The 22,746-nt window shown below is 69.4% G+C and carries 17 protein-coding genes; 12 read left to right on the forward strand and 5 right to left on the reverse strand.

The window, feature by feature from the left end; translation table 11 throughout:
• Window positions 1-17: 17 nt before the first annotated feature.
• A complete protein-coding gene (carB, locus tag CDO46_RS17280) occupies window positions 18-3,254 on the reverse strand; it encodes a carbamoyl-phosphate synthase large subunit (protein ID WP_087839718.1) in 3,237 nt (1,078 codons plus the stop codon).
• A gap of 8 nt (window positions 3,255-3,262) precedes the next feature.
• Window positions 3,263-4,414 (reverse strand): glutamine-hydrolyzing carbamoyl-phosphate synthase small subunit, encoded by a 1,152-nt coding sequence (gene carA / locus CDO46_RS17285; protein WP_087839719.1) that lies wholly within the window; start codon window positions 4,412-4,414, stop codon window positions 3,263-3,265.
• 346 nt (window positions 4,415-4,760) lie between these two features.
• Here carA and tal point away from each other — a divergent pair, with 346 nt between their 5' ends.
• The 12 genes from tal to CDO46_RS17345 all read left to right on the forward strand — a co-directional run bounded on the left by tal (window position 4,761) and on the right by CDO46_RS17345 (window position 19,070).
• Window positions 4,761-5,705, forward strand: coding sequence for a transaldolase (gene tal, locus CDO46_RS17290; RefSeq protein ID WP_087839720.1), 945 nt, complete (start codon window positions 4,761-4,763; stop codon window positions 5,703-5,705).
• A 128-nt stretch (window positions 5,706-5,833) separates the two neighbouring features.
• A complete protein-coding gene (locus CDO46_RS17295; protein ID WP_165963082.1) occupies window positions 5,834-7,231 on the forward strand; it encodes a GumC family protein in 1,398 nt (465 codons plus the stop codon).
• On the forward strand, window positions 7,228-8,130 hold the full coding sequence (locus tag CDO46_RS17300; protein ID WP_087839722.1) for a polysaccharide biosynthesis tyrosine autokinase: 903 nt from the start codon (window positions 7,228-7,230) through the stop codon (window positions 8,128-8,130). The genes CDO46_RS17295 and CDO46_RS17300 overlap by 4 nt, the downstream gene beginning before the upstream one ends.
• Window position 8,131: 1 nt before the next feature.
• Window positions 8,132-9,430, forward strand: a complete 1,299-nt coding sequence (locus tag CDO46_RS17305) for an O-antigen ligase (RefSeq protein ID WP_087839723.1) — start codon at window positions 8,132-8,134, stop codon at window positions 9,428-9,430.
• Window positions 9,424-11,766 (forward strand): beta-galactosidase, encoded by a 2,343-nt coding sequence (locus CDO46_RS17310; protein WP_243724435.1) that lies wholly within the window; start codon window positions 9,424-9,426, stop codon window positions 11,764-11,766. The genes CDO46_RS17305 and CDO46_RS17310 overlap by 7 nt, the downstream gene beginning before the upstream one ends.
• On the forward strand, window positions 11,763-12,806 hold the full coding sequence (locus tag CDO46_RS17315) for an acyltransferase family protein (protein ID WP_087839724.1): 1,044 nt from the start codon (window positions 11,763-11,765) through the stop codon (window positions 12,804-12,806). Before CDO46_RS17310 ends, CDO46_RS17315 begins: the two co-directional genes overlap by 4 nt.
• Entirely contained in the window at window positions 12,799-13,722 is a 924-nt protein-coding gene (locus tag CDO46_RS17320) for a glycosyltransferase family 2 protein (protein ID WP_087839725.1), read from the forward strand. The genes CDO46_RS17315 and CDO46_RS17320 overlap by 8 nt, the downstream gene beginning before the upstream one ends.
• 10 nt (window positions 13,723-13,732) lie before the next feature.
• Window positions 13,733-14,914: a glycosyltransferase gene (locus CDO46_RS17325; protein WP_243724436.1), complete on the forward strand. Its 1,182-nt coding sequence runs from the start codon at window positions 13,733-13,735 to the stop codon at window positions 14,912-14,914.
• Window positions 14,911-16,197 (forward strand): lipopolysaccharide biosynthesis protein, encoded by a 1,287-nt coding sequence (locus CDO46_RS17330; RefSeq protein ID WP_176400774.1) that lies wholly within the window; start codon window positions 14,911-14,913, stop codon window positions 16,195-16,197. Before CDO46_RS17325 ends, CDO46_RS17330 begins: the two co-directional genes overlap by 4 nt.
• A complete protein-coding gene (locus tag CDO46_RS17335) occupies window positions 16,194-16,961 on the forward strand; it encodes a polysaccharide deacetylase family protein (protein WP_243724437.1) in 768 nt (255 codons plus the stop codon). The genes CDO46_RS17330 and CDO46_RS17335 overlap by 4 nt, the downstream gene beginning before the upstream one ends.
• Entirely contained in the window at window positions 16,954-18,027 is a 1,074-nt protein-coding gene (locus CDO46_RS17340; RefSeq protein WP_087839727.1) for an acyltransferase family protein, read from the forward strand. Before CDO46_RS17335 ends, CDO46_RS17340 begins: the two co-directional genes overlap by 8 nt.
• Before the next feature lie 2 nt (window positions 18,028-18,029).
• Window positions 18,030-19,070, forward strand: a complete 1,041-nt coding sequence (locus tag CDO46_RS17345; protein ID WP_087839728.1) for an acyltransferase — start codon at window positions 18,030-18,032, stop codon at window positions 19,068-19,070.
• Here CDO46_RS17345 and CDO46_RS17350 read toward each other — a convergent pair.
• Genes CDO46_RS17350 through CDO46_RS17360 form a run of 3 tightly spaced genes read right to left on the reverse strand, consistent with a single transcriptional unit; the run spans window position 19,057 to window position 22,722 of the window.
• The gene (locus CDO46_RS17350) at window positions 19,057-20,070 is read right to left on the reverse strand and encodes a capsular biosynthesis protein (protein WP_087839729.1); all 1,014 of its coding nucleotides are present in this window, start codon (window positions 20,068-20,070) and stop codon (window positions 19,057-19,059) included. The two genes, CDO46_RS17345 and CDO46_RS17350, sit on opposite strands and share 14 nt — an antisense overlap.
• Before the next feature lies 1 nt (window position 20,071).
• Window positions 20,072-21,040: an NAD(P)-dependent oxidoreductase gene (locus CDO46_RS17355; protein WP_087839730.1), complete on the reverse strand. Its 969-nt coding sequence runs from the start codon at window positions 21,038-21,040 to the stop codon at window positions 20,072-20,074.
• Entirely contained in the window at window positions 21,037-22,722 is a 1,686-nt protein-coding gene (locus CDO46_RS17360; protein ID WP_087839731.1) for an FAD-dependent oxidoreductase, read from the reverse strand. Before CDO46_RS17360 ends, CDO46_RS17355 begins: the two co-directional genes overlap by 4 nt.
• Window positions 22,723-22,746: the final 24 nt, after the last annotated feature.

A 22,746-nucleotide genomic window follows, 5' to 3' on the forward strand; every position in this document is an offset into this window, starting at 1 on the left:
GTTCCGGCGGGAAGCCGTCAGGCCACCGAGCGGTGCAGTTCCTGCAGCGAATACACCTGCAGGCCGGCGCCCTGGCGCATGTACTGCATGCCCTCGACCGCCGCCCAGGCGCCCGCCACCGTCGTGTAGTAGGTGACGCGCGAGGCCAGCGCCGAGGTCCGGATGGCCCGCGAATCGGCGATCGCGTTGCGGCGCTCTTCCACGGTGTTGATCACCAGCGCGATCTCGCCGTTCTTGACCATGTCGACGATGTTGGGCCGGCCCTCGGTGACCTTGTTGACGACCTTCACCGGGATGCCCGCGGCCTCGATGGCGGCCGCCGTGCCGCGCGTGGCGACCAGCGAGAAGCCCAGGCCGTGCAAGCCGCGCGCAACCGCGATGACCTTGCCCTTGTCCTCGTTCTTGACGCTGATGAAGGCGGTGCCGCTTTCAGGCAGGCGCACGCTGGCCGCGAGCTGCGACTTCACGAAGGCCTCGCCGAAGCTCTCGCCCACGCCCATCACTTCGCCGGTGGACTTCATCTCGGGTCCGAGGATGGTGTCCACGCCCGGGAACTTCACGAACGGGAACACCGCTTCCTTGACCGAGAAATACCTGGGCACGATTTCCTCGCCCAGGCCCTGGTCGTCGAGCGAACGGCCGGCCATGGCGCGGGCGCCGATCTTGGCCAGCGGCAGCGAGGTCGCCTTGGACACGTACGGCGCGGTGCGCGAGGCGCGCGGATTCACTTCCAGCACGTAGACGGTGCCCTGCTGGATCGCGAACTGCACGTTCATCAGGCCGACCACGTTCAGCGCGCGCGCCATCAGGCCGGTCTGGCGCTTGATTTCCTCGATCAGCTCGGCCGACAGCGAGTACGGCGGCAGGCAGCAGGCCGAATCGCCCGAGTGCACGCCGGCCTGCTCGATGTGTTCCATCACGCCGCCGATGAAGACGCGCTTGCCGTCGGACAGGCAGTCCACGTCGACTTCGATGGCGTCGTTCAGGAAGCGGTCCAGCAGCACGGGCGAGTCATTGCTGACCTTGACCGCCTCGCGCATGTAGCGCTCGAGGTCCTTCTGCTCGTGCACGATTTCCATCGCGCGGCCGCCCAGCACGTAGCTGGGGCGCACCACCAGCGGATAGCCGATGTCCTGGGCATGCGCCAGGGCCTCGGCTTCGGTGCGCGCCGTGCGGTTGGGCGGCTGGCGCAGGCCGAGCTTGTGCAGCAGCTTCTGGAAGCGCTCGCGGTCCTCGGCGATGTCGATGGATTCCGGGCTGGTGCCGATGATGGGCACGCCGTTGGCTTCCAGCGCCTTGGCCAGCTTCAGCGGAGTCTGGCCGCCGTACTGGACGATCATGCCGACCGGCTTTTCCTTGTCGACGATCTCGAGCACGTCCTCCAGCGTAAGCGGCTCGAAATACAGCCGGTCGGAAGTGTCGTAGTCGGTCGAGACGGTTTCCGGGTTGCAATTGACCATGATGGTCTCGAACCCGTCCTCGCGCAGCGCCATGGCGGCATGCACGCAGCAATAGTCGAACTCGATGCCCTGGCCGATGCGGTTCGGTCCGCCGCCCAGCACGATGATCTTCTTCTTGTCGGTGGGGTTGGCCTCGCACTCTTCCTCGTAGGTCGAGTACATGTAGGCGGTATGCGTGGCGAACTCGGCCGCGCAGGTGTCGACGCGCTTGTAGACCGGACGCACGTCGTACTGGTGGCGCAGCTTGCGCACCTCGGTCTCGGTGGTGTCCAGCAGATAGGCCAGGCGGCGATCGGAGAAACCCTTGCGCTTGAGCTGCCAGAAAGTGTTGCGGTCGAGATCGGCCAGCGTCTTCTTCTCGAGCGCCAGCTCGATATCGACGATTTCCTTGATCTGCGCCAGGAACCACGGATCGATGTGGGTCAGCTGGTGCACTTCCTCGAGCGAAAAGCCCTGCGCGAAGGCGTCGCCCACGAACCAGATGCGCTCGGGACCGGGCTCGCCCAGCTCGACCTCGATGCGCTCGCGATCGGTGGTCTTCTGGTTCAAGCCGTCCACGCCCACTTCCAGGCCGCGCAGCGCCTTCTGGAACGACTCCTGAAAGGTACGGCCGATGGCCATCACCTCGCCCACGGACTTCATCTGCGTGGTCAGGTGGGCGTCGGTCTGCGGGAACTTCTCGAACGCGAAACGCGGCACCTTGGTGACCACGTAATCGATGGTGGGCTCGAACGAGGCGGGCGTCGCGCCGCCGGTGATGTCGTTGCGCAGTTCATCCAGCGTGTAGCCGACCGCCAGCCGGGCCGCCACCTTGGCGATGGGGAAGCCCGTGGCCTTCGAGGCCAGCGCCGACGACCGCGACACGCGCGGGTTCATCTCGATCACGATCATGCGGCCGTTGGCCGGGTTGACCGCGAACTGCACGTTCGAACCGCCGGTGTCCACGCCGATCTCGCGCAGCACCGCGATCGAGGCGTTGCGCATCAACTGGTATTCCTTGTCGGTCAGCGTCTGCGCCGGGGCGACCGTGATCGAGTCGCCGGTGTGGATGCCCATGGGATCCAGGTTCTCGATGGAGCAGACGATGATGCAGTTGTCGGCCTTGTCGCGCACGACTTCCATCTCGAATTCCTTCCATCCGACCAGCGATTCCTCGATCAGCAGTTCGCTGGTGGGCGAGGCCTCCAGGCCGCGGCGGCAGATGGTCTCGAATTCCTCGGCGTTGTAGGCGATGCCGCCGCCCGTGCCGCCCAGCGTGAAGCTGGGCCGGATCACGACCGGGAAACCGCTGGTGCCGGTCTGCTCGGCGATGCGGCGCTGCATGTCCCAGGCTTCGTCCATGGAGTGGGCGACGCCCGACTTGGCCGACTCCAGGCCGATGCTGGTCATCGCGTCCTTGAACTTCTGGCGGTCCTCGGCCTTCTCGATCGCATGGGCGTTGGCGCCGATCAGCTCCACGCCGTACTTGGCCAGCACGCCCTGCTTGTCGAGGTCCAGCGCGCAGTTCAGCGCGGTCTGCCCGCCCATGGTGGGCAGCAGCGCGTCGGGGCGCTCTTTCTCGATGATCTTCTCGACCACCTGCCAGGTGATGGGCTCGATGTAGGTGACGTCGGCCGTTTCCGGGTCCGTCATGATCGTGGCGGGGTTGCTGTTGACCAGGATCACCTTGTAACCCTCGGCCTTCAGCGCCTTGCAGGCCTGCGCGCCCGAGTAGTCGAACTCGCACGCCTGGCCGATGACGATCGGGCCGGCGCCGATGATGAGGATGCTTTGGATATCTGTACGCTTGGGCATGACGCGGCTTAACCTTGTTGCTTGCTCTGTTGCATCAGTTGGGTGAACCGATCGAACAGGACGACGATGTCGTGGGGTCCCGGGCTGGCCTCGGGATGGCCTTGGAAGCAGAACGCCGGCCGGTCGGTCAGCTCGAAGCCCTGCAGCGAGCCGTCGAACAGCGACACGTGCGTGACGCGCGTATTGGCCGGCAGGGTCTCGGGGTCGACGGCGAAGCCGTGGTTCTGGCTGGTGATGAAGACCCGGCCGGTGGCGACGTCCTTGACCGGATGGTTGGCGCCGTGGTGGCCCAGCTTCATCTTCAGCGTCTTGGCGTTCAGCGCCAGGCCCATGATCTGGTGTCCCAGGCAGATGCCGAACACCGGGATCCGGCGCTCGAAGAAGGCGCGGGTGGCCTCGATGGCGTAGTCGCAGGGCTCGGGATCGCCAGGGCCGTTCGACAGGAACACGCCGTCGGGATTCAGGGCCAGCACCTCGGCCGCCGGGGTCTGCGCCGGCACCAGGGTGACGCGGCAGCCGCGGTCCACCAGCAGGCGCAGGATGTTCCACTTCACGCCGAAGTCATAGGCGACGACGTGGAAGCGGCCATCGCCCTTGGGCGCGTGGCCGGCGCCCAGGCGCCAGATGCCTTCGGTCCACTCGGCGGCCTTGTCCACGGACACGACCTTGGCCAGGTCCAGGCCCGACATGCCGGGGAATTCGCGCGCCAGGCGCAGGGCTTCCTGTTCGTCGCTGCCGGCGTACACGCAGCCGTTCTGGGCGCCCTTGTCGCGCAGGATCCGGGTAAGCTTGCGGGTGTCGATGCCGGCGATGCCCACGACGTTCTGCTGGACGAGATAGTCGGACAGCGAACGCTGCGAGCGGAAATTCGACACGACCAGCGAGTAGTCGCGCACGACCAGGCCCGCCACGTGGACCTTGGCGGCCTCGCGGTCCTCGTCGTTGATGCCGGTATTGCCGATGTGGGGATAGGTGAGCGTTACGATCTGGCGGCTGTAGCTGGGATCGGTAACGATCTCCTGGTACCCTGTGATGGCGGTATTGAACACGACCTCGCCCACTGCATGGCCAGGCGCCCCGATGGACGTGCCACGAAAGATCGTGCCGTCGGCAAGCGCCAGTATTGCGGGGGTAGTCTCGGGAAAGAGAGACGGCAACAAGAGAGAATCTCCGAATGGAGTCCTCCTCCCGAGGGTACGCCAACAGGCGCCGCAAGGTGTCGGGCGGCACAACCCGGCTCAGCCATTCTTGCGCAGCTTCCTGCGCGGGCCTGGCGCGGTGCCAACTCGCCACTCGCCGCCGTCCTGCGGCACCGGAAACGGGCACGGGACGGCGAATCGCATGGCGGCACCAGGCCTTCGACGGCTACGGCTGCAACAGATGATCTGCAGCACGCGGTTGTACGAATCAGCAGCGGGGATCGGGGTACGCGCTAAGGGGAGGACGTGGAATTTGAACGTCAAACCTTACAATTATAGCTTATAGAACCTGTTATACGGAGGAACCGTGTCCAACCAGCTCGAAGCCCTGCGCCAGCATTCCGCCGTCGTCGCCGACACGGGCGACTTCGAAGCCATGCGGGCGTTCCGTCCCACCGACGCCACGACCAACCCTTCCCTGATCCTGAAGGCGGTCCAGAAGAGCGAATACCGGCCCCTGCTGGACCGGGTGGTGCGGGACCACGCGGGCGCTTCCACGGCCGAGCGGATGGACCGCCTGCTGGTGGCCTTCGGCCAGGCCATCCTGGACATCGTGCCGGGCCGGGTCTCCACCGAGGTGGACGCCCGCCTGTCCTTCGACACCCGCGCCACGGTCGAGCGCGCCCGCGCCATCATGGCGCTGTACGCCGCCGCGGGCATCCCCAGGGAACGGGTGCTGATCAAGATCGCCTCGACCTGGGAAGGCATCCAGGCCGCGCGCGTGCTGCAAAGCGAGGGGGTGCGCTGCAACATGACCCTGCTGTTCTCGCTGGAGCAGGCCATCGCCTGCGCCGAGGCCCGGGTGCAGCTGATCTCGCCCTTCGTCGGCCGCATCTACGACTGGCACAAGAAGAACCAGGGCGCGGCCTGGGACGAGGCGGCCAACGCCGGCAGCGCCGATCCGGGCGTGCAGTCGGTCCGGCGCATCTACGACCACTACAAGCGCGCCGGCGTCCCGACCGAGATCATGGGCGCCAGCTTCCGCAATGTCGGGCAGATCCTGGCGCTGGCCGGATGCGACCTGCTGACGATCAGCCCCGAGCTGCTGGGCCAGCTGCAGGCGGCCGACGGCGCGGTGCCCCGCCAATTGACGCCCCCCGGCAGCACCGTGCCGCCCGGGGCGCAACTGGGCGAGGCCGATTTCCGCTTCGCGCTGAACGAGAACGCGATGGCCACTGACAAGCTGGCCGAGGGCATACGGGCGTTCGTCGCGGATGCGCGCAAGCTGGACGGGCTGCTGGAAGCGGCCTGAACGGGCCGGCCGTCAAACAAGGATAAACGCCGGATGCCGTCCAGCGGACTTCGATGGCACAATTCGGCGGCCAGCCGTATGGCCGGCGCCAGCCAGGCATCCCGGCCGCATGCTATCCAGGGACATACTTGACCTCGCCATCCGCCTCTCCTCCCCTCCTGTCCGTCCGGCAGATCGCCGCGATGCTGCGCGCCCGCGCGCCCCTGGTCGCGGCCATCACCGCCACCTGCCTGGTGGCCGCGGCGGCGATCTCGCTGCTGCAGGCCTCCAAGTGGTCGGCCACGGCCAGCATCTATGTCGACTACCGCGAAAACGACCCCATCGCCGGCCGCAACTTCTCCGCGCTGCTCGACGACAGCTATCTCCAGACCCAGATCGACATGCTCAAGAGCCGGGCCATCGCCGAGAAGGTGGTGGACCAGCTGCATCTGGACGAAAGCGCCGATTTCCGTGAAGCGGCCAGCAAGGTGGGCGAGGCCCGGGCGCGGGACGGCCTCATCACCCGGATCATCAAGAACACCGAAGTCGCCAACAAGCGCGGCAGCCGGGTGCTGGAAGTCTCGTACACCGACCGCAACGCGGAATCGGCCCGCGCCCACGCCCAGGCCGTGGTCGACGCCTACATCGCCCTGAGCCAGAGCATCGCCAACCAGGCCGCTCGCGCGCGCACCGAGCAATACACCGCGCAGCTCGAGCAGCTGCGCGGACAGGTCGATGCGATCCAGGAAAAGCTCAGCGCCTACCAGCGCGAGACCGGCGTCATCGACCTGCCGAATTCGGAAAGCCTGGAGGAACAGCGGCTGCGGCAGATGCAGAGCGAACTGGCCGAGTACCAGGCCCAGCGGCAGCAGGCCACGGCGCAGCGCCAGACCACGCAGGCCATGATCCGCAACGGCCTGCGTCCCGACGAAATTCCCGAGATCGGCAGCCTGCCGGTCATCAACGCGCTGAAGGATCGCCTGAACGCCGTCAACCAGCGGTTGCTGGAAGTGCAGGCCACCCTGGGCGCCAACCACCCCACGGTCAAGAGCCTGCGCCAGGAGCAGCAGAACCTGAACGGCCAACTGGCCCGCGAATCCCGGGCGGCGGTGGACCGCCAGGCCAGCGACGCCTCGCGGGTGGCCCTGCAGGAAGCCTCGCTGCAAAGCGCCATCGAGGAACAGCGCAAGAAAGTCTTCGACCTGATGCAATACCGCGACCGGCTGGCGTCGTACCGTCAACAACTGGCGGGCGCCCAGCAGGTCTACAACGCCGCCGTGCAGAAGTACGACTCGCTGCTGATGGCCAGCAGCATCACCTTGCCCGGCGCGACCGTATTGCGCCAGGCCGAGGCGCCCAGCGCGCCGTCCAATCCGGGCCTGCTGCGGTCCATGGCGCTGGGGGTACCCGTCGGCCTGGTCCTGGGCCTGATGTTGGCACTGGCGCTGGAACTGGCGTTCCGCCGCGTGCGCTGCGAGGACGACCTCACGCATGATCTCGGGCTGCCCGTGCTCGGCACCATCGGCGCCGTCGGAGCAAAAGCATGACGCCCCCCATTTCCAACGACCACGGCCGCCTGGGAGAACTCCTCCAGCAGGCCGGCATGCTTACGCCGGAACAGGTGACGCGCATCGCCGCGGCCCAGGCCGAACAGGGGCTGCGTTTCGGCGAAGCCGCGATCCGGCTCGGCCTGCTGACCGAGGAACAGATACGGACCGTGCTGGCGCAGCAGTTCCGCTACGCGATCTCGGCTTCGCCGCAATCGGGCGTATCGTCGACGCTGTCCATCGCCCATGCGCCCTTCGACTCCGAGGCCGAGGCCATCCGGCGGATCCGCACCCAGTTGTCGCTGCGCTTCGGCGAGCAGCGCCGGATCGCCTTCGCCGTGGTCAGCCCGGATGACGGCGAAGGCAAGAGTTATCTGGCCGCGAGCCTGGCCATCGCCTTTTCCCAGGCCGGCCTGCGCACGCTCTACATCGACGCCGACATGCGGGGACCGGACCGGCCCAGCCTGCTGGGCGTGCGCCAGGCGACGGGACTGTCGACCATGCTGGCCGGCCGCGCGCATGCCGCAGCCAGCCCGCCCCTGCCCGACTTCCCGCTCCTGCAGGTCATCGACCGCGGGCCGCGCCCGCCCAACCCCACCGAGATCCTGGGCACCACGGGCCTGCGGCAACTGATGCGCGAACTCGAGCAGCACATCGACGCCTTCGTCGTCGACACGCCCTCGGCCATCCTTTCCGCCGACGCGCAGATCATCGCGGGACAGGTAGGAGCCTGCGTGCTGGTGGCACGCCAGCACCGCAGTTCGCTCAAGGCCATGCGCGAAGCCACCGGCCAGCTGCGCAGCGCCGGCGTCGAGATCCTGGGCGCGGTCTACAACGAATTCGGGGGCGCCCGGGGGGCTTCGGCACGAAAACCGGGGCTTCGTTCGCGGAGTGCATGACTTGGACGGTCCGGCCCCGGCGCAGCGCCTCGATCACTTCCTGATCGGCGCGCTGGTCGCGCTCTGCTTCATCTGTTCGCTGGTGCCGACGACGTTCCAAATGGGCGAGCTCGGCCCCGAGGCGGGGCACCAGATCGCGGAAGGCTCGCTGCTCAGGCAGGTGCAGTTCGGCACCATTTTCCTCACGGCCGGCTGGCTGGCCTACCGCCATCCCGCGGAAGCGCTGGGCATCTTCCGGCGCATGAACCCGTTCCTGATCCTGCTGCTGATCTATTGCGCGGCCTCGATCGCCTGGTCGCCGGCCCCGAACGTCACCATCAAGCGCGTCGTGCTGCTGGGCGGACTGCTGCTGACGGGCATCGTCATCTCGCCGCCGATCGCGACACCCCGCCAGTTCTCTCACGCCCTGCTGGGCACGTTGTCGGCGCTGGTCGCGGTGTCCGCCTTCGTCGCGGTGGCGCTGCCGCACATCGGCGTCGATCTGTTCCTGGACGGCGCCTGGCGCGGCATCATGTGGCAGAAAAACCTGCTGGGCGCGGTGGCCGGGCTGTGCGTGATGCTGTGGCTGCGCGAGTGCATGGAAAGGCGCCTGCCCCTGGGCCGCACGGCGGCGGCCACGCTGTTCAGCATCTTCGTGCTGTACATGTCCAAGAGCACGACCTCCATGCTCGTGACCGCGGTCGGCATCGCCGTCTATCTCGCGCTGCGCCAGCGATGGGTACGAAACAGCCATGCGGGACTGATCGCCTCGCTGGTGGGGCTGTCGCTGCTGCTGGCCCTGACCTATCTCTTCTACATCGCGACCGGGCGCCTGCCCACCTGGCAGGACGTGATCGCGCCGATCGCCACGCTGCTCAACAAAAGCCCCGACCTGACCGGCCGCACCGAGATCTGGCGGCTGGTGCTGGCCGCCGCCAGGCAGCACCTGACCTTCGGCATCGGCTACGGCGCCTTCTGGATCGGGGAAGGCGGACCGGCCCAGTTCATCGCGGACGAGTTCGGCTGGATGCCGTCGCACGGACACAACGGCTACATCGACTTGCTGAACGAGCTGGGCATCGTCGGCCTCGTGCTTTTCATCGGGCTGCTGCTGTGGCACCTGGCGTCGCTGTTCCTGCTGATGCGCATCGATCGCGACGAGGCGGCCCTGCATCTGTCCATCCTGGTGCTGATGGTCATCAGCAACTTTTCGGAAAGCCAGTTCCTGCGCGACGTATCGCTGCAGAACATGGTGTTGGTCTTCTCGTCCGTCACCGTGTCGGCCCGGCTGCGGCTTGCCCGCCGGGACGCGCCATGCTGATACCGCGCCTGGGGGCCTGGATGGTCGCCGCCGGCCTGTGCACGCTCGCGCCGGCCCCCATCGCGGCCCGGGAAGCGGCCCCGGCACCGTATCCCTACGCAATCGACGAGGATCGCCTGGGCGGGCCGCCCGACCAGTCCGCCCTCGACCGCCCGCTTTCCCCCGCCGACCGCATCGTCGCCCGGCAAGGCCACTTCTATGCCGTCGGCGCCGACGGCATCCCGGGAACGGCGGACGATCGCCGGGTCCGCCTGTTCGGCATCAACCTGAGCTTCGGCGCCAACTTTCCTCCCGCCGACCAAGCCCCCGCGCTGGCGCGGCGGCTGCGCAAGCTGGGATTCAACGCGGTCCGCCTGCACCATCTGGATTCGCTGCCGTCCAGCCCCGGCGCAGCCCCCATCGGCATCCTGACCGACGGTCCCTACCCCACCTTCCACGCCGAGGCGATAGCGCGGCTGCGGGCTTTGATCGACGCCCTGGCCCGCGAGGGACTGTACGTGAACCTGAACCTGCACGTAGGCTACCGGTTCCGGCCCGCCGTGGATGGACTGCCGCGCCTGGATGCCGGCCGGGACTCGACCTCGATCGCCTCGCCGCTGCACGTGTATGCCTCCGCCCTGGTCGACCGCCAGGAGGCCTACGCCCGCCAGTTGATCCGGCGGCTGGGCCTGAAAGGCCATCCCGGCCTGGCCATGGTGGAGATCAACAACGAGGCCTCGCTGCTGTGGTCGTGGACCCGGCGCGGCGCCTGGGCCGAGGCCAGGCAGCGCCACTACGCGCCCGAACTGGAGCGCCGCTGGCAGGCATGGCTGGCGGAACGCCACGGCTCGATCGAGGACGCGTGCCGCGCCTGGATCCATTGCCCGGGTGCCGCCTGGGCCGGCGCCCTGCCAGCGCCGGAGGATGAGGACGGCCCCAATGGGCCGCTGGATCTCGCTGCCCAGCGCATGGACCGGATGCTGCAGCGGCTGGGCGTCGACCGCGCGCCGGGACGCGTCGAAGCCCCTCGCAAGAAGCGCGATTTCGTCCAATTCCTGGCCGACACCGACGCGGCCTATTTTTCCCGGCTGCGTCGCGTAGTGCACGAGGAAACCGATCCGCGCGTGCCCGTCACCGGCACGCAGATGGCGTTCGGCGGCATCATGAATCTCTTCTCGCAGCGGGACATGGACTACGTGGACGAGCACGTGTACGTCGCCCACCCTGTCGCCGGCGGCGCGCAAGACCGGGCGGACGACTGGCGCATGACGGCCGCGAGCGCGTCGGGCTCGTCCGAGCTGTCCCGCCTGCTGGCCCTGTCGCTGCGGCGCGACGCCAACAAACCCTTCGTCGTCAGCGAATACAATCAGCCTTATCCCAACCCCGGCGGCTCCGCGATACTCCCCATCATGGCGACCCTCGCTTCGCTGCAGGACTGGGACGGGCTGTTCTTCTTCGACTACGCCGACCAATGGCCGCCGCCGGAGGGGCCGACGCGCTTCTCGCTGGCGGGGGACTGGGGCAAGCTGGCCCTGGCCGGACAAAGCGCCCTGCTGTTCCGCTCGGCGTACGTCCGTCCCCTGGCGCGCAGCCTCGATCTTCCCCTGCCCGAATCCGCCGCGCTCGACATCGCGCAGTCGACCGCGGCCGACGCGCTCGAACGCAGCGTCGAGCGCCGGCTGTCCGTCGTTCCCGCGCACGCGTGGTCGTTCCGGCTGGCCCAGGCGCAGGGCACCGACGATGCGTCCTGGACGCCTCCCCCGCCTCCGGGGCAGACCACGCCCGATGGACAGGTGCGCCACGATCCGGCGCAAGAACTCGTCATCGTCGATGCCCCCCAGGCGTGGGGGGTGTTCGGCCCGCTGGCCGGCCGCCTTTCCGCGGCGGGCAATTCAATTCGGCCCACCAGTCCCGCGGCCCCCCTGTCGCTGCTGCTGACGCCCCTGGATGGACGCGCCCTGGCCGAGTCCGGCCACATGCTGCTGACCGTGGGCAGCGCCACCGCCGGCAGGCAGCCGGGCTCCCAGCCTGCGCGTCCCAAGCGCGTGATCCCTTATCCCGGCAAGCCGGGGTGGATCACACTCGAACCCGATGCGGGCGCGGCGGGCCCGTCGGCGCCCCGCGCCACTCCAGGCCCCACCTGGCTTGCCCGCCATCCACTGGAACTCGAGATCGCCACGCTGGGCCGCCCGGTCGCCGTCCACCCACTGGACGGCGCGGGGCGGCGCATGGCGCCCCTGCCCACGGAGGCATCCGGAGACCAGGCCGTGCGCGTGCGCCTGTACGCCGTGTCCGAGCAATCCAGCCCGTGGTTCGAGATCGTCCGTGGCACCGCCGGACAGGAGACCCGTCCATGAACTCACGCGATCTGCGCATCGAGACCTTGCGCGGCCTGGCCTGCATCCTGCTGGTCGCCTACCACGTGATCGGCGACGACGTACGCGGCCTGCGCCTGCCGGATGACGCGTGGCTGCGGTGGTTCTCCGACAGCCTGGTGTACCTGCGCATGCCGCTGTTCACCTTCCTGTCCGGCTACGTCTATGCCATGCGCCGGCCCGCCCAGGCCGGCGATTTCGTGCCCTTCTTCCGCGGCAAGGTGCGGCGGCTGCTGCTGCCGCTGCTGATGGTGGGACAGGTCTACCAGTACGTGCAGCGCCATGTCGGCGAAGTCAACGTCGAACACGGTGGCTCGTGGTTCCGGTTCATGTTCTACGCCTACGACCACTTCTGGTTCCTCCAGGCGCTGTTCCTGATCTTCATCATCATCTACGTCCTGGACGTCTCCGGGGCCGGCCGCAATCGCCGCTGGCTCTGGACGGCCACGCTGCTGGCCTTCCTGGTTCTGCCGCACATCAGGTTCGCCGCTGATCCGTTCTCGATCAACGGCGCGTTCTACCTGCTGCCCTACTTCCTGCTGGGCGTCGCGCTGCGGCGCACGCCGGGCCTGGACGCGCCCGCCTCGCTGCCGCGCTACTGGCTGCCCTGCGCGGCCGCCGCCCTGCTCGTCTGCCTCGTCTGGCACCAGGCCAGCCTGGCCGGCTGGAACGTTCCGCACCTGTCGGCCGACGCCCTGTCGGGGCAGTTGTACTCGGCCGTCAGCATCGCCTTCCTGTATGCGATCGCCTGGCAATGGAAACCGCTGGTGCGCATAGGCGGCTACTCCTATTCCATCTACCTGTTCCATGTGTTCGGCACCGCCGGCTGCCGCATCCTGCTCACCCACCTGAACGTGCACGAACCGGTGGTACTGTTCGCCTGCGGCCTGGCCTCCGGCATCCTGCTGCCGATCCTGCTGGAGACCGTGCTCGACCGCTGGGGCATCACCCGGCTGCTGTTCCTGGGCAAGGCCTATGTCCGCGGCGGCTCCGCCCACCGCACCGGAGTCCAGCATGAATGAGCCGCCCCGCATCGCGGTCTGCATCGCCACCTACCGGCGCGCCGAGCGCCTGGACGCGCTGCTGGGCGATCTGGCCGGCCAGACGCTCGCGCCGGTCCAGGTGGTCGTAGTGGACAACGATCCGGCCGGCAGCGCCCGGGCCGTGGTCGAAGCGCGCCGGGCGACGTTTCCGGCGCCCCTGGTCTACGACGTCCAACCGGAAAAGAACATCTCGCTGACCCGCAACCGCTGCGTCGCCCATGCGCGCGCGGACTGGCTGGCCTTCGTCGACGACGATGAACGCGTGGGTGCGACGTGGCTGCAGACGCTGCACGCCGCCGCCCGGGACCATGCTGCCGACGGCGTGCTGGCCCCCGTGGTGCCGGTCGTACCCACGGACGCACCGGCCTGGATCCGGCGTGGCGGGTTCTACGACGGCCCCCGGATGGCGACGGGCTCGGTCGTGCCGCTGAACGTCATGCGCATAGGCAACGCCCTGATCGCCGCGCGGTGGCTGGCCGGCCAGGAGGCGACGGGGCCGTTCGACCCCTCGTTCGGGCTCACCGGCGGCGAGGACGGCGATCTGCTGATGCGGCTGGTGGGCCAGGGCGCGCGGATCGTCTGGTGCGACGAGGCGGTGGCCACCGAGGACGTGGTGCCGTCCCGCCTGCGCCTGAAATGGATCCTGGCGCGCGCCTTGCGCGGGGGCCAGGACTACGCCCGCCACTTCCTGGAAGGCAAGCTGGGTGGCCTCGGGCCGGCGCACAAGCTGCTGTTCTTCGCCCGCGCGCTGGCGCAGGCGCTGGCCGCGCTGCTGCTCGCCCTGGTCACGCTGCCTGCCGGCATGCATCGCAGCGCGCACTGGCTCGCACGCGCCTGCGCCAACGCCGGCAAACTGTCCGTGCTCGCGGGCTGGCATTATCGCGAATATGCCTGAGGATCCATTCGTGGGACTGATCTATCTGCTTCTTTGCCTGGCGGCGGTTCCCGCCACCGTTTCCTGCCTCTACCTGGGCCTGATGACGCTGCTGTCGTGGCGGGCGCCCATACCGCAGCCGGCGTCGCGCTCGCTGCGTTTCGACATCCTGGTCCCCGCCCACAACGAGGCCGCCGTGATCGAGCGCACGGTCGCCAGCCTGCTGCAGATCGACTGGCCGGCCGACCGCATGCGCGTCGTCGTGATCGCCGACAACTGCTCCGACGATACCGCGCGGCTGGCCGCCGCCGCGGGCGCCACGGTGATCGAGCGCCGCGACGACACGCTGCGCGGCAAGGGCTATGCGCTGGCCCACGGCATCGCCCACAGCGCCGCCGGACAATGGGCGGATGCCATCGCCGTGGTCGATGCCGATACCGTGGTCTCGCCCAACTTCCTGTCGGCCTTCGCCGCCCGCATCGAACGCGGGGCACAGGCCCTGCAGGCCAACTACGGCGTGCTGAATCCCGACGACTCCTGGCGCACGCGCATCATCACCATCGCCTACGGCGCCTTCCACGCGGTCCGCGGCCGCGCCCGAGAACGGCTGCGCGTCTCCTGCGGCCTGCGCGGCAACGGCATGGGCTTCACCCACGAACTGCTGCGCGACCATCCGTTCCGCTCGGTCTCGCTGACCGAGGACCTGGAACAGGGCATCGTCCTGGGCCTGGAAGGTATCCGCGTCTGGTACGTGGACGAGGCCCACGCCGATGCCGAACTGGTGGCCACGGGATCGGCCTCCGTCTCGCAACGCCAGCGCTGGGAAGGCGGCCGCTTCGCGGTCATCCGGATCTATACCGGCAGGCTGCTGCGCGCCGGACTGACGCGGCCGGACCGCATCTGCCTGGACCTCGCGCTGGACCTGCTGACCCTGCCCATCGGCTACGTCGCGCTGGAAATCGGCGCCCTGCTCGCGCTCGCGCTGCTGGCCGCGCTGGTCACGCCGGCCGCCTGGGCCTGGGTGGGCTGGGCGATCCTGATGGGCATAATCCTGGGCGCGCACATCCTGCGCGGCTGGCAACTGGGACCGCTGGGCCCCCGGGCGCTGCTCGACCTGGCGCGGGCGCCTTTCTTCGTGTTGTGGAAACTCCATGCGCTGCTGCGCCGGCGTGGGGAACAGGGCTGGGTCAAGACCCGGCGCGACGGGCAATGACGGGCGCGCCGTTCTCATCCCGGCTGGTACGGCTGTTCGGCAGTTCGATCGTCGACCAGGCACTGCTGTCCGGCGCCAATTTCCTGGTCGGACTGATCCTGATCCGCTACGCCAGCGAAACCCAATACGGATACTACGTGCTGGCCTTCAACGGCATGATGCTGGCCACCACGCTGCAAGGCACGTTCATCTCGACGCCACTGGTGATACGCCTGCCCGGCCTGGACGCCGATGCGCGCCGGTCATGGATAGGCGGCCTGTGGCGGGACCAGCGGCGCTGGACCGCGGCCGGCAGCGCCGTGGCGCTGGCCGCCATCGCACTGGCGTGGGCGACGGGCGCGCTGCAGCCCGACGCCCTGCCCGTCTGCATCGCGGCGGTCGCCCTGCTGGCCGCCGCGACCTACCGGGAATATTTCCGCGGCATCCTGCTCGTCTACCAGCGGCCGCACGCGGTCCTGGCCGCCGATACGGTCTATGTGGTAGGCCTGATCGCGGCAGGACTGCTGGCCATGCACCAGCCCATCGCCGCGACGATCGCGCTGGGCGGCGCCGCGCTGTCCGCGCTGGCGTGCGGCCGGTTGCTGCGCCGCGCGCTGCGCCAGGACATGGATGCCGACGCCCCCCCGGGCCGCATGCGCGAGATCGCCCGCGTCGGATTCTGGGCGGCCTCGGGCGGCGTCATCTATTGGCTGTTCAACCAGGGCTACAGCTTCCTGGCCGCGGCCACGCTGGACCTGGCGGCCGTGGCCGCGCTGGCCGCGTCCCGGCTCGTCATGATGCCGGTGAACCTGGTTACGGCCGGCGTGCAGAAGCAATTGACGCCCGTCGCCTCGGGCTGGCTGCACCAGCTCGGGCCACGCGCGACCTTCCGCCGCCTCGCGCTGTTCTCCGCCATCCTGGGGGCGATGACGCTGGTCTACCTGGGCACCGCCTGGCTGCTGCGCGACTGGATCTTCATCGATCTGATGCGCAAGGATTTCGCGCAGCGCGACGTGCTGTTCCAGCTCTGGGCCGCCGTGTTCCTGGTCATGTCGCTGCGGGACCCGCTGATGCTCCTGTTGCTGCTGCGGCAGCGGCTGCGCACGCTGACCGCCATCACGCTGGGATCGGCACTGCTGTCGCTGGCGATCTGCCATGCGGCGATGCTGCGCTGGGGCGCCACCGGCGCCCCCTTCGGCGTGCTGTGCGGCGAGCTGTTCTATATCGCCGCCGTCCTGGCCTGCACGCGCGCCGAGATGCGCCGCGCCGAACCCGTGGCCGGCACGAAGGAGGTCCTGCCGTGAACCGGGCCATCCCCATCCTGATGTACCACCAGATCGACGCGATGCCGCCGGCGGGCACGCCCTTCCGGCATCTTACGGTCACGCCCGGCGCCTTCGCCGCGCAGATGCGCTGGATGCGGCGCCTGGGCTATCGCGGCCTGTCGATGCGGGACTTGCAGCCCTACCTGTCGGGCGAACGACTGGGCCGGGTGTTCGGGATCACCTTCGACGACGGCTATCTGAACGTGCTGCGCCACGCGCTGCCCGTGCTGCGCGAAGCCGGGTTCACCGCGACCAACTACGTGGTGGCCAGCCGCGTGGGCGGGACCAACGACTGGGATGCCGCGCACGGCATCCGGCAGGTCCCGCTGATGTCGGCCGACGAGCTGCGGCAATGGATCGAGGCGGGCCAGGAGATCGGCTCGCATACGACCGACCACGTGGACCTGACCCGGCAGGAGCCGGAGCAGGCGCGCGCGCAGATCGCCGGATCCCGCCAGCGGCTGCAGGCCCTGACGGGTCAGGCCGTCGATGCCTTCTGCTTCCCCTATGGGCGCTACGACGAGCGCCACGTCGACCTGGCGCGCGAGGCCGGCTATCGCAATGCGACCACCATCCGGCGCGGGCGCGCGCGGCCGGGAGGCGACGCCTGGCAACTGCCCCGGATCACGGTGGACGGCACGGCCGGCGTAGCGGCCTTCCTGGCGCAGATGCTGACGCCCTACGAAGACTGGCGGGCGGGCTGGCAACGGTTCAAGCAGGCAAGGACACGTGCGCATGGCTGACCCGACCGTGCTTCCGGCACCGCGCCACGCGCACATCGACGTCGCCAAGGGGATAGGCATCGCGCTGGTGGTCCTGGGCCACGGCTGGTGGCTGTTCGACTCGCGCCCCCGGTTGCTCGATGTCATCACCTCGTTCCACCTGCCCATCTTCCTGTTCCTGTCGGGTGTCCTGCTGCGCCCGGGGCGCTCGTGGGCGACGTTCGCGGCGGGCCGGGCCCAGGCCCTGCTCAAGCCGTATTTCACGGTGCTGCTGGCGCTGGCCGTGGCGGCGGTGGCGCTGCGCGGCCAGCGCTTCGCCGACCGCGCCGCCGCCATGCTCTACGGCAACGGCGAGACGCTGACCTGGATCCCGATGTGGTTCCTGCCGTACACGTGGCTGGTCATGCTGGCGACCTACTGGCTGATCCAGCGGCGTGCGGTGACCGGGCACGCGGCGGTGCGCACGGCGCTGCTGCTGGCGCTGGCCTGGGGCGGCGCGCTGGCCGTCCCCCTGGCCTGGGACCTGCCGGTATCGCTGTTCGGCCAGGAGATCGTCGTGCGCGGCCTGCCCTTCAGCGTCGACCTGGTGCCCATAGGCTGCTTCTTCATGCTGCTGGGCTACGCCTTGCGCGTCTACGTGCTGGCCGACACCGGCCGGTGGGTGCGCATCGCGTGCTGGGCAGCCCCCGCCATGTTCCTGGCCTGGCATGCCCTGGTGCCCGCCTCGCTCGACCTGAACCTGCGGCGCTACGACGATCCGCTGCTGTCCACGGTGGCGGCCCTGGTCGGCATCGCCGGCACGCTGGCCGCGGCTCGCGCCCTGGCCCGGGCGCCCGGGCTGGGTCCGATGCTCGGCTACCTGGGCAAGGCTTCGCTGTTTATCCTGATCTTCCATCAGCCCGTGCAGGCCGCCGCCTGGCAAGCGCTTCATCCATCGCTGGGCACCCCGGGCGCGGCCCTGCTGGCCTGGCTGGCCGGCCTGGCGGTCCCGACCCTGTTTTTCGCCGCGGCGGGCCGCATCGCCCCGCTGCGCGCCCTGCTGCTGCCCGCCCCGCGCACCGCCGGGCCGGACGCGCAAAGGAACTGAACATGGAAATCCGCTCCATCCAGCACTTGCGGGCGATCGCGGCGCTGATGGTCGTCGTCTTCCACCTGCATCCGCAACTGGCCCGCATGGGCTACGAGGGCGCCTGGCCCGACTGGCTGTCCAACGGCGTGGACATCTTCTTCGTGATCAGCGGCTTCATCATGTGGACCACGACGGCCGGCCGCGCGGTCACGCCCATGGACTTCTACCGCCGGCGCATCGTCCGCATCGTGCCGCTGTACTGGCTGATCACCTCCTTCGTCGTGGCGATCATGCTGGCGGCGCCCCACCTGCTGCAGACCGCGCGCTTCGACCTGCCCCACGTGCTGGCCTCGTATGCCTTCATCGCCTGGCCATCCCCGGCGGGCCATGTGGAACCCGTGCTGGTCCCGGGGTGGACGCTGAACTACGAGATGTTCTTCTATCTCCTGTTCGGACTCGCCCTGCTGCTGCCCGAACGGCGCCGGCTGGCCGCCACGGGCCTCGTGCTGGCGGCGCTCGCGGCGGTGGGCTGGTGGCTGCGGCCGTCCTCGCCCGCGGCGGGCTTCTATACGTCGGACATCATGCTGGAGTTCCTGGCCGGCATGGTGCTGGGCCAGGCCTATGCCGGCGGCCGATGGCCGGCGCGCAGCGCGGCGGGGTGGCTGCTGATGCTGGCCGGCCTCGCGCTCCTGGCCGGATCGGGTGCCTGGCCCGCCGGTACGTCGCGCCTGCTGCAGGCGGGGCTGCCCTCGATCCTGATCGTGGCCGGCGCCCTGGCGATCGAGCGCGCGGGCGCCACCCCGGGGTGGCCGCTCCTGCATCGCGTGGGCGATGCCTCGTATTCTCTGTACCTGATCCATCCGCTGGTGCTGTCCGCGCTGTCGCAAGCCTGGCGCAAGGCAGGCCTGGGCGGCACGACGGCGGGCATGGCGGCTTTCTGCCTGGTCGCGGTCGCCGTCTCCACCCTGGCCGGACTCGCCTGCCACCGGCTGGTCGAACGGCCGCTGGGACAGCGGCTCACGCGCCGGCGACTACCGGCAGTCCGCGCTACGACAGGTTGAGGCGGTCTTTCAGCAGCCGCCACAGGCGGCGCGAACGACGGTTGGCCTGGCGCTGCGCGCTCCAGTCGATCATGCTGTCATTCATGTCGTAGTCGCCGCGCTGCGCCTCGGGCACGTCGCCCGATTCCACCGCCGCGATCAGCTCCGGCAGCCGGCGATAGAACTCGTCGCTGCGATACGGAGGGTGCAGCGACCACATGCCCGGCGCCGTCCCCAGGAAGTCCACCCGGTACAGGCCGTGTTCGCGCAGCACTTCGCCCAGGATGACCTCGGCCTCGCGCGCGATGGGCGGGTTGCCCAGCAGATGCGATTTGATCCGGTTCGCCAGTACCGGCGGCGTCAACGGCAGGACGCCCACCTTGTCGCGCAGCTTCTGCTGGTCCATCACGAACACTCGGGTACTGGCATGCTGGAACCGGTAGGCCAGGCCCAGCTCGGGCCGGTCCAGGCGTTCTGCGCCTTCCCCATGGCCGAAGATCCGCCCATCCTCCCGGGGCGGCCCCGGCAGCGGACCCGCGAGCAGCACGTCGGCATCCCCGTCGAGCAGGCGCACCGCTTCCTCGACCCACTGCCGGCTGGCCCCGCCGAACAGCATGTCGCCGTCGAAATGGACCACGTACCGCGCCCGCGCCTCCAGCAGGCCATGGAAATAGGCATAGAACGGTCCGCCGTCCCAGGCCTTGACCGGAATGTCGTCCCGACCGAAGTAGGTGTGGGCCACTTCCCGGCGGGTTGCGGGGCGATAGTCGACCTCGTGCCAGGATACGCGCGGATCCCGGGCCCGCAGTTCGTCGACGATGGCACGCAGGGCCGCCAGGTTCTCATCGAAGCCGGCGCCGCGATATCGTCCCGCGCGGCTGCGGTGGACGTCGATGCTGACGACGAAGCGGTCGACCATCGGCCCCCACACCCGCAGTTGGTGGGCCAGCAGGTGCCGGGCATGGCGCACGTCCATCGGGTACATGCTGATCTGGACCGCCACGCGGTAGGGATAGGCCACGTCAGTTCCTCGCTTCTTCCGTTTGCCCGGGCCGGCTCGCCAGGGATTCCGCCACGCCGGCCTCGAGGGTAGTCCATTGCATGCCGAGCACCTGTTCCGCGCGCCGCGCGTCCAGGCGGATGTCCTGCTGCCACAACCGCAGCAGCGCGGGCGAGATCACGGGCGGCAGCCCGCGCAGGCCGGCCTTGCCGCCGGCGATCTCCAGTATCTTCAAGGGCGGCGCCAGCAGCTTGCCCTCCAGCTTGAGCCGCCGCGCGGGAATGCGCCGCACGGGCACGGCGCCCATGGCACGCGCCAGGCGCATGAAATAGACGTTCCAGCTGGGGGCTTGCGCCATCGCGAGGTTGAACGGCCCCTCCGCGCCCCGCCGCAGCATCGAGGCGGTCGCGGCCACGACGTCGTCGACGTGGACGAGGTTGCTGCATCCGTCGCCGGCCGGCCCGAGATCGCCCAGGCGGCGGGCACGCAACAGGCGCACGATGCGCTCGGTCCATTGCGGACTACCCGCGCCGTAGATGCAGCCGGGCCGCAGGATGCCGACCTGGGGCACGCCGGCCAGCAGCGCCTCCGCCCGGATCTTGGCGCCGCCATAGGACTGGTCCGGCAGGCTGGCGAACGGATGATCCTCGTCCACCCTGCCGACGGCGTCGCCATAGACCGCCATCGAACTGAAATGCACGATGCGCAGCGGCCGCGAGCGCGACGCCTGTACCTCGGCCAGCGCGCGGGCCGTGGCCACCATGGCGTCGGCGCTGCCTGCCACGCAGTTGACCACGGCATCCACGCCGGCCGCCGCCTGGGTCAGCGACCCGGTGTCCGTGGCTTCGCAGAAAACCGTCTCGATGTCGCCCGAGGCCGGCTTGCGGCGCGTCGCGGCCACCGGCTCGGCCCAATCGGAGGCATGCAGCGCGGCGGCAAGCCGGCGGCCGACGTAGCCGGTGGCGCCCAGGATCAGGACACGGGTCTTCATGCGGGACTCCCAGGGTCGGCCGGCTCGCCGCCGGCATGCCTTGCCTGCAGGTGCCGCGCCAGGCGCAGCGCCAGCGCGACGAGGGTCAGGGTGGGGTTGGCCTGGCTGGACGTCGGGAATACCGCCGCTCCGGCCACGTACAGGTTCCGTACTTCGTGGACGCGGCAGTTCCTGTCGACCACGCTGGTGCGAGGATCGTCGCCCATGCGCGCCGTGCCGATGTGGTGGCCGCCATAGGCGCCGTAGCGCGTCATCTCCCGCTCGACCTCGCCGGGATCGTAATCGAATTCACCTATGCCCGAGTCGCGGATGTCGGCCGCCAGCAAGGCCAGGGACTTCTGCACCGTCGCCACGTCCTGGCGCGTGTAGCGCCAGTCGACGTGCAGCCGCCGCATGCCGAGTTCGTCGACGGACGTGCCCAGCGTCACCCTGCTTTCCGGATTGGGCTCCTGCTCGGCGTGGAAATCCAGGCTGTAGCGCTGGGACCGGGGATAGACGATGATGGACGGGAACTTGCGGGCGGCCAGGGTCCTCTCGCGCAGCCAATGCCACAGGAACCCCGCCACCGACGGCACGCCCCGCAGCACGTTCAGGCCATGCCGCAGCCAGGCGCCCACGGTGACCCGCTCGTCGCCATGCAGGCGCCTGGCGTACTCGTAGGGCACGAAAGCCCGGGCCAGGAACAGCAGCGACAGGATGGCGGTCCCGTGCGCGGGATCGGTGATCCTGGGGTGATGCAGGCGGGCGACGAAATTGCCGATGCCCTGCTCGCGCTGGACCTCGGCCCGCAGGGCCAGCCGCCGCCGGCAATACGTGCCGTCGTCGGCGACGTCGTAGCCGTGCCACGCCCGACGGGGCGGCGCCAGCACGATGTTCCCTATGGTGCCGGCCAGGTGGCACATATAGTAGCGGCCCACGACGTCGTGCGCGTTGCCCACGCCGCGCCCCGTGCGGCCGGGACTGTTCAGCAGCAGCCGGACCACTTCCAGCCCCCCGGCCGCCAGCACCACGCTGCCCGCCGCCACGGTGAATGCCTTGCCGTCCAGCGCCCTGGCCTCCACGTGCCGGATCGCCTCGCCGGACTCGTCCATCTCCAGCCGGGTCACGTTCGCGTGCAGGATGACGCGCAGGTCCGTCGCCGTTCGCAAACGCTGCAGGTAGCGCCCGCCGAAATCCGTGGGACAGCTGAACCGCTCCAGGGTGTGAGTGGAAAAATGCGTTTCGACGAAGCCCTCCAGCATGGGCTTGCGCGGTCCCGCGAAGGCTTCGTCGATCGTATAGGCATAGTCGCCGGCCTCGCACCAGGCGTTGGCCGCGGGATAGTAGGGAGCCAGGTCCTCGGGGCCAATGGGCCAGCCGCTGCCGACGATGTACGGCCGGGCCTCGAAGTCGATGGGATCCAGGGGCATGCATCGCCCGCCCCAGATCGTGGTCGAGCCGCCCAGTTGCCGCTGGCGATAGCGATCGAGCGGGCTGTGCAGCGCGGCGTCTTCGACCGTGCCCTCGTACAGGGCCTGCGTACGCGGTTCGGGCTCCTGCCCCCCCGCCTCCAGCACGATCACGTCCAGGCCGGATCCGGCCAGCGTCAGGGCCATGGCGATGCCGGCCGCGCCGGCCCCCACGATACAGATGTCCGCGTGCAGCCGGGCGTCCTGCGGCAGCGCGTTGGCGTCGAGCAACATGGAGGGCCTCAGGGAAAGGAAATC

Source organism: Pigmentiphaga sp. NML030171, from assembly GCF_002188635.1.
Lineage (GTDB): Bacteria > Pseudomonadota > Gammaproteobacteria > Burkholderiales > Burkholderiaceae_B > Pigmentiphaga > Pigmentiphaga daeguensis.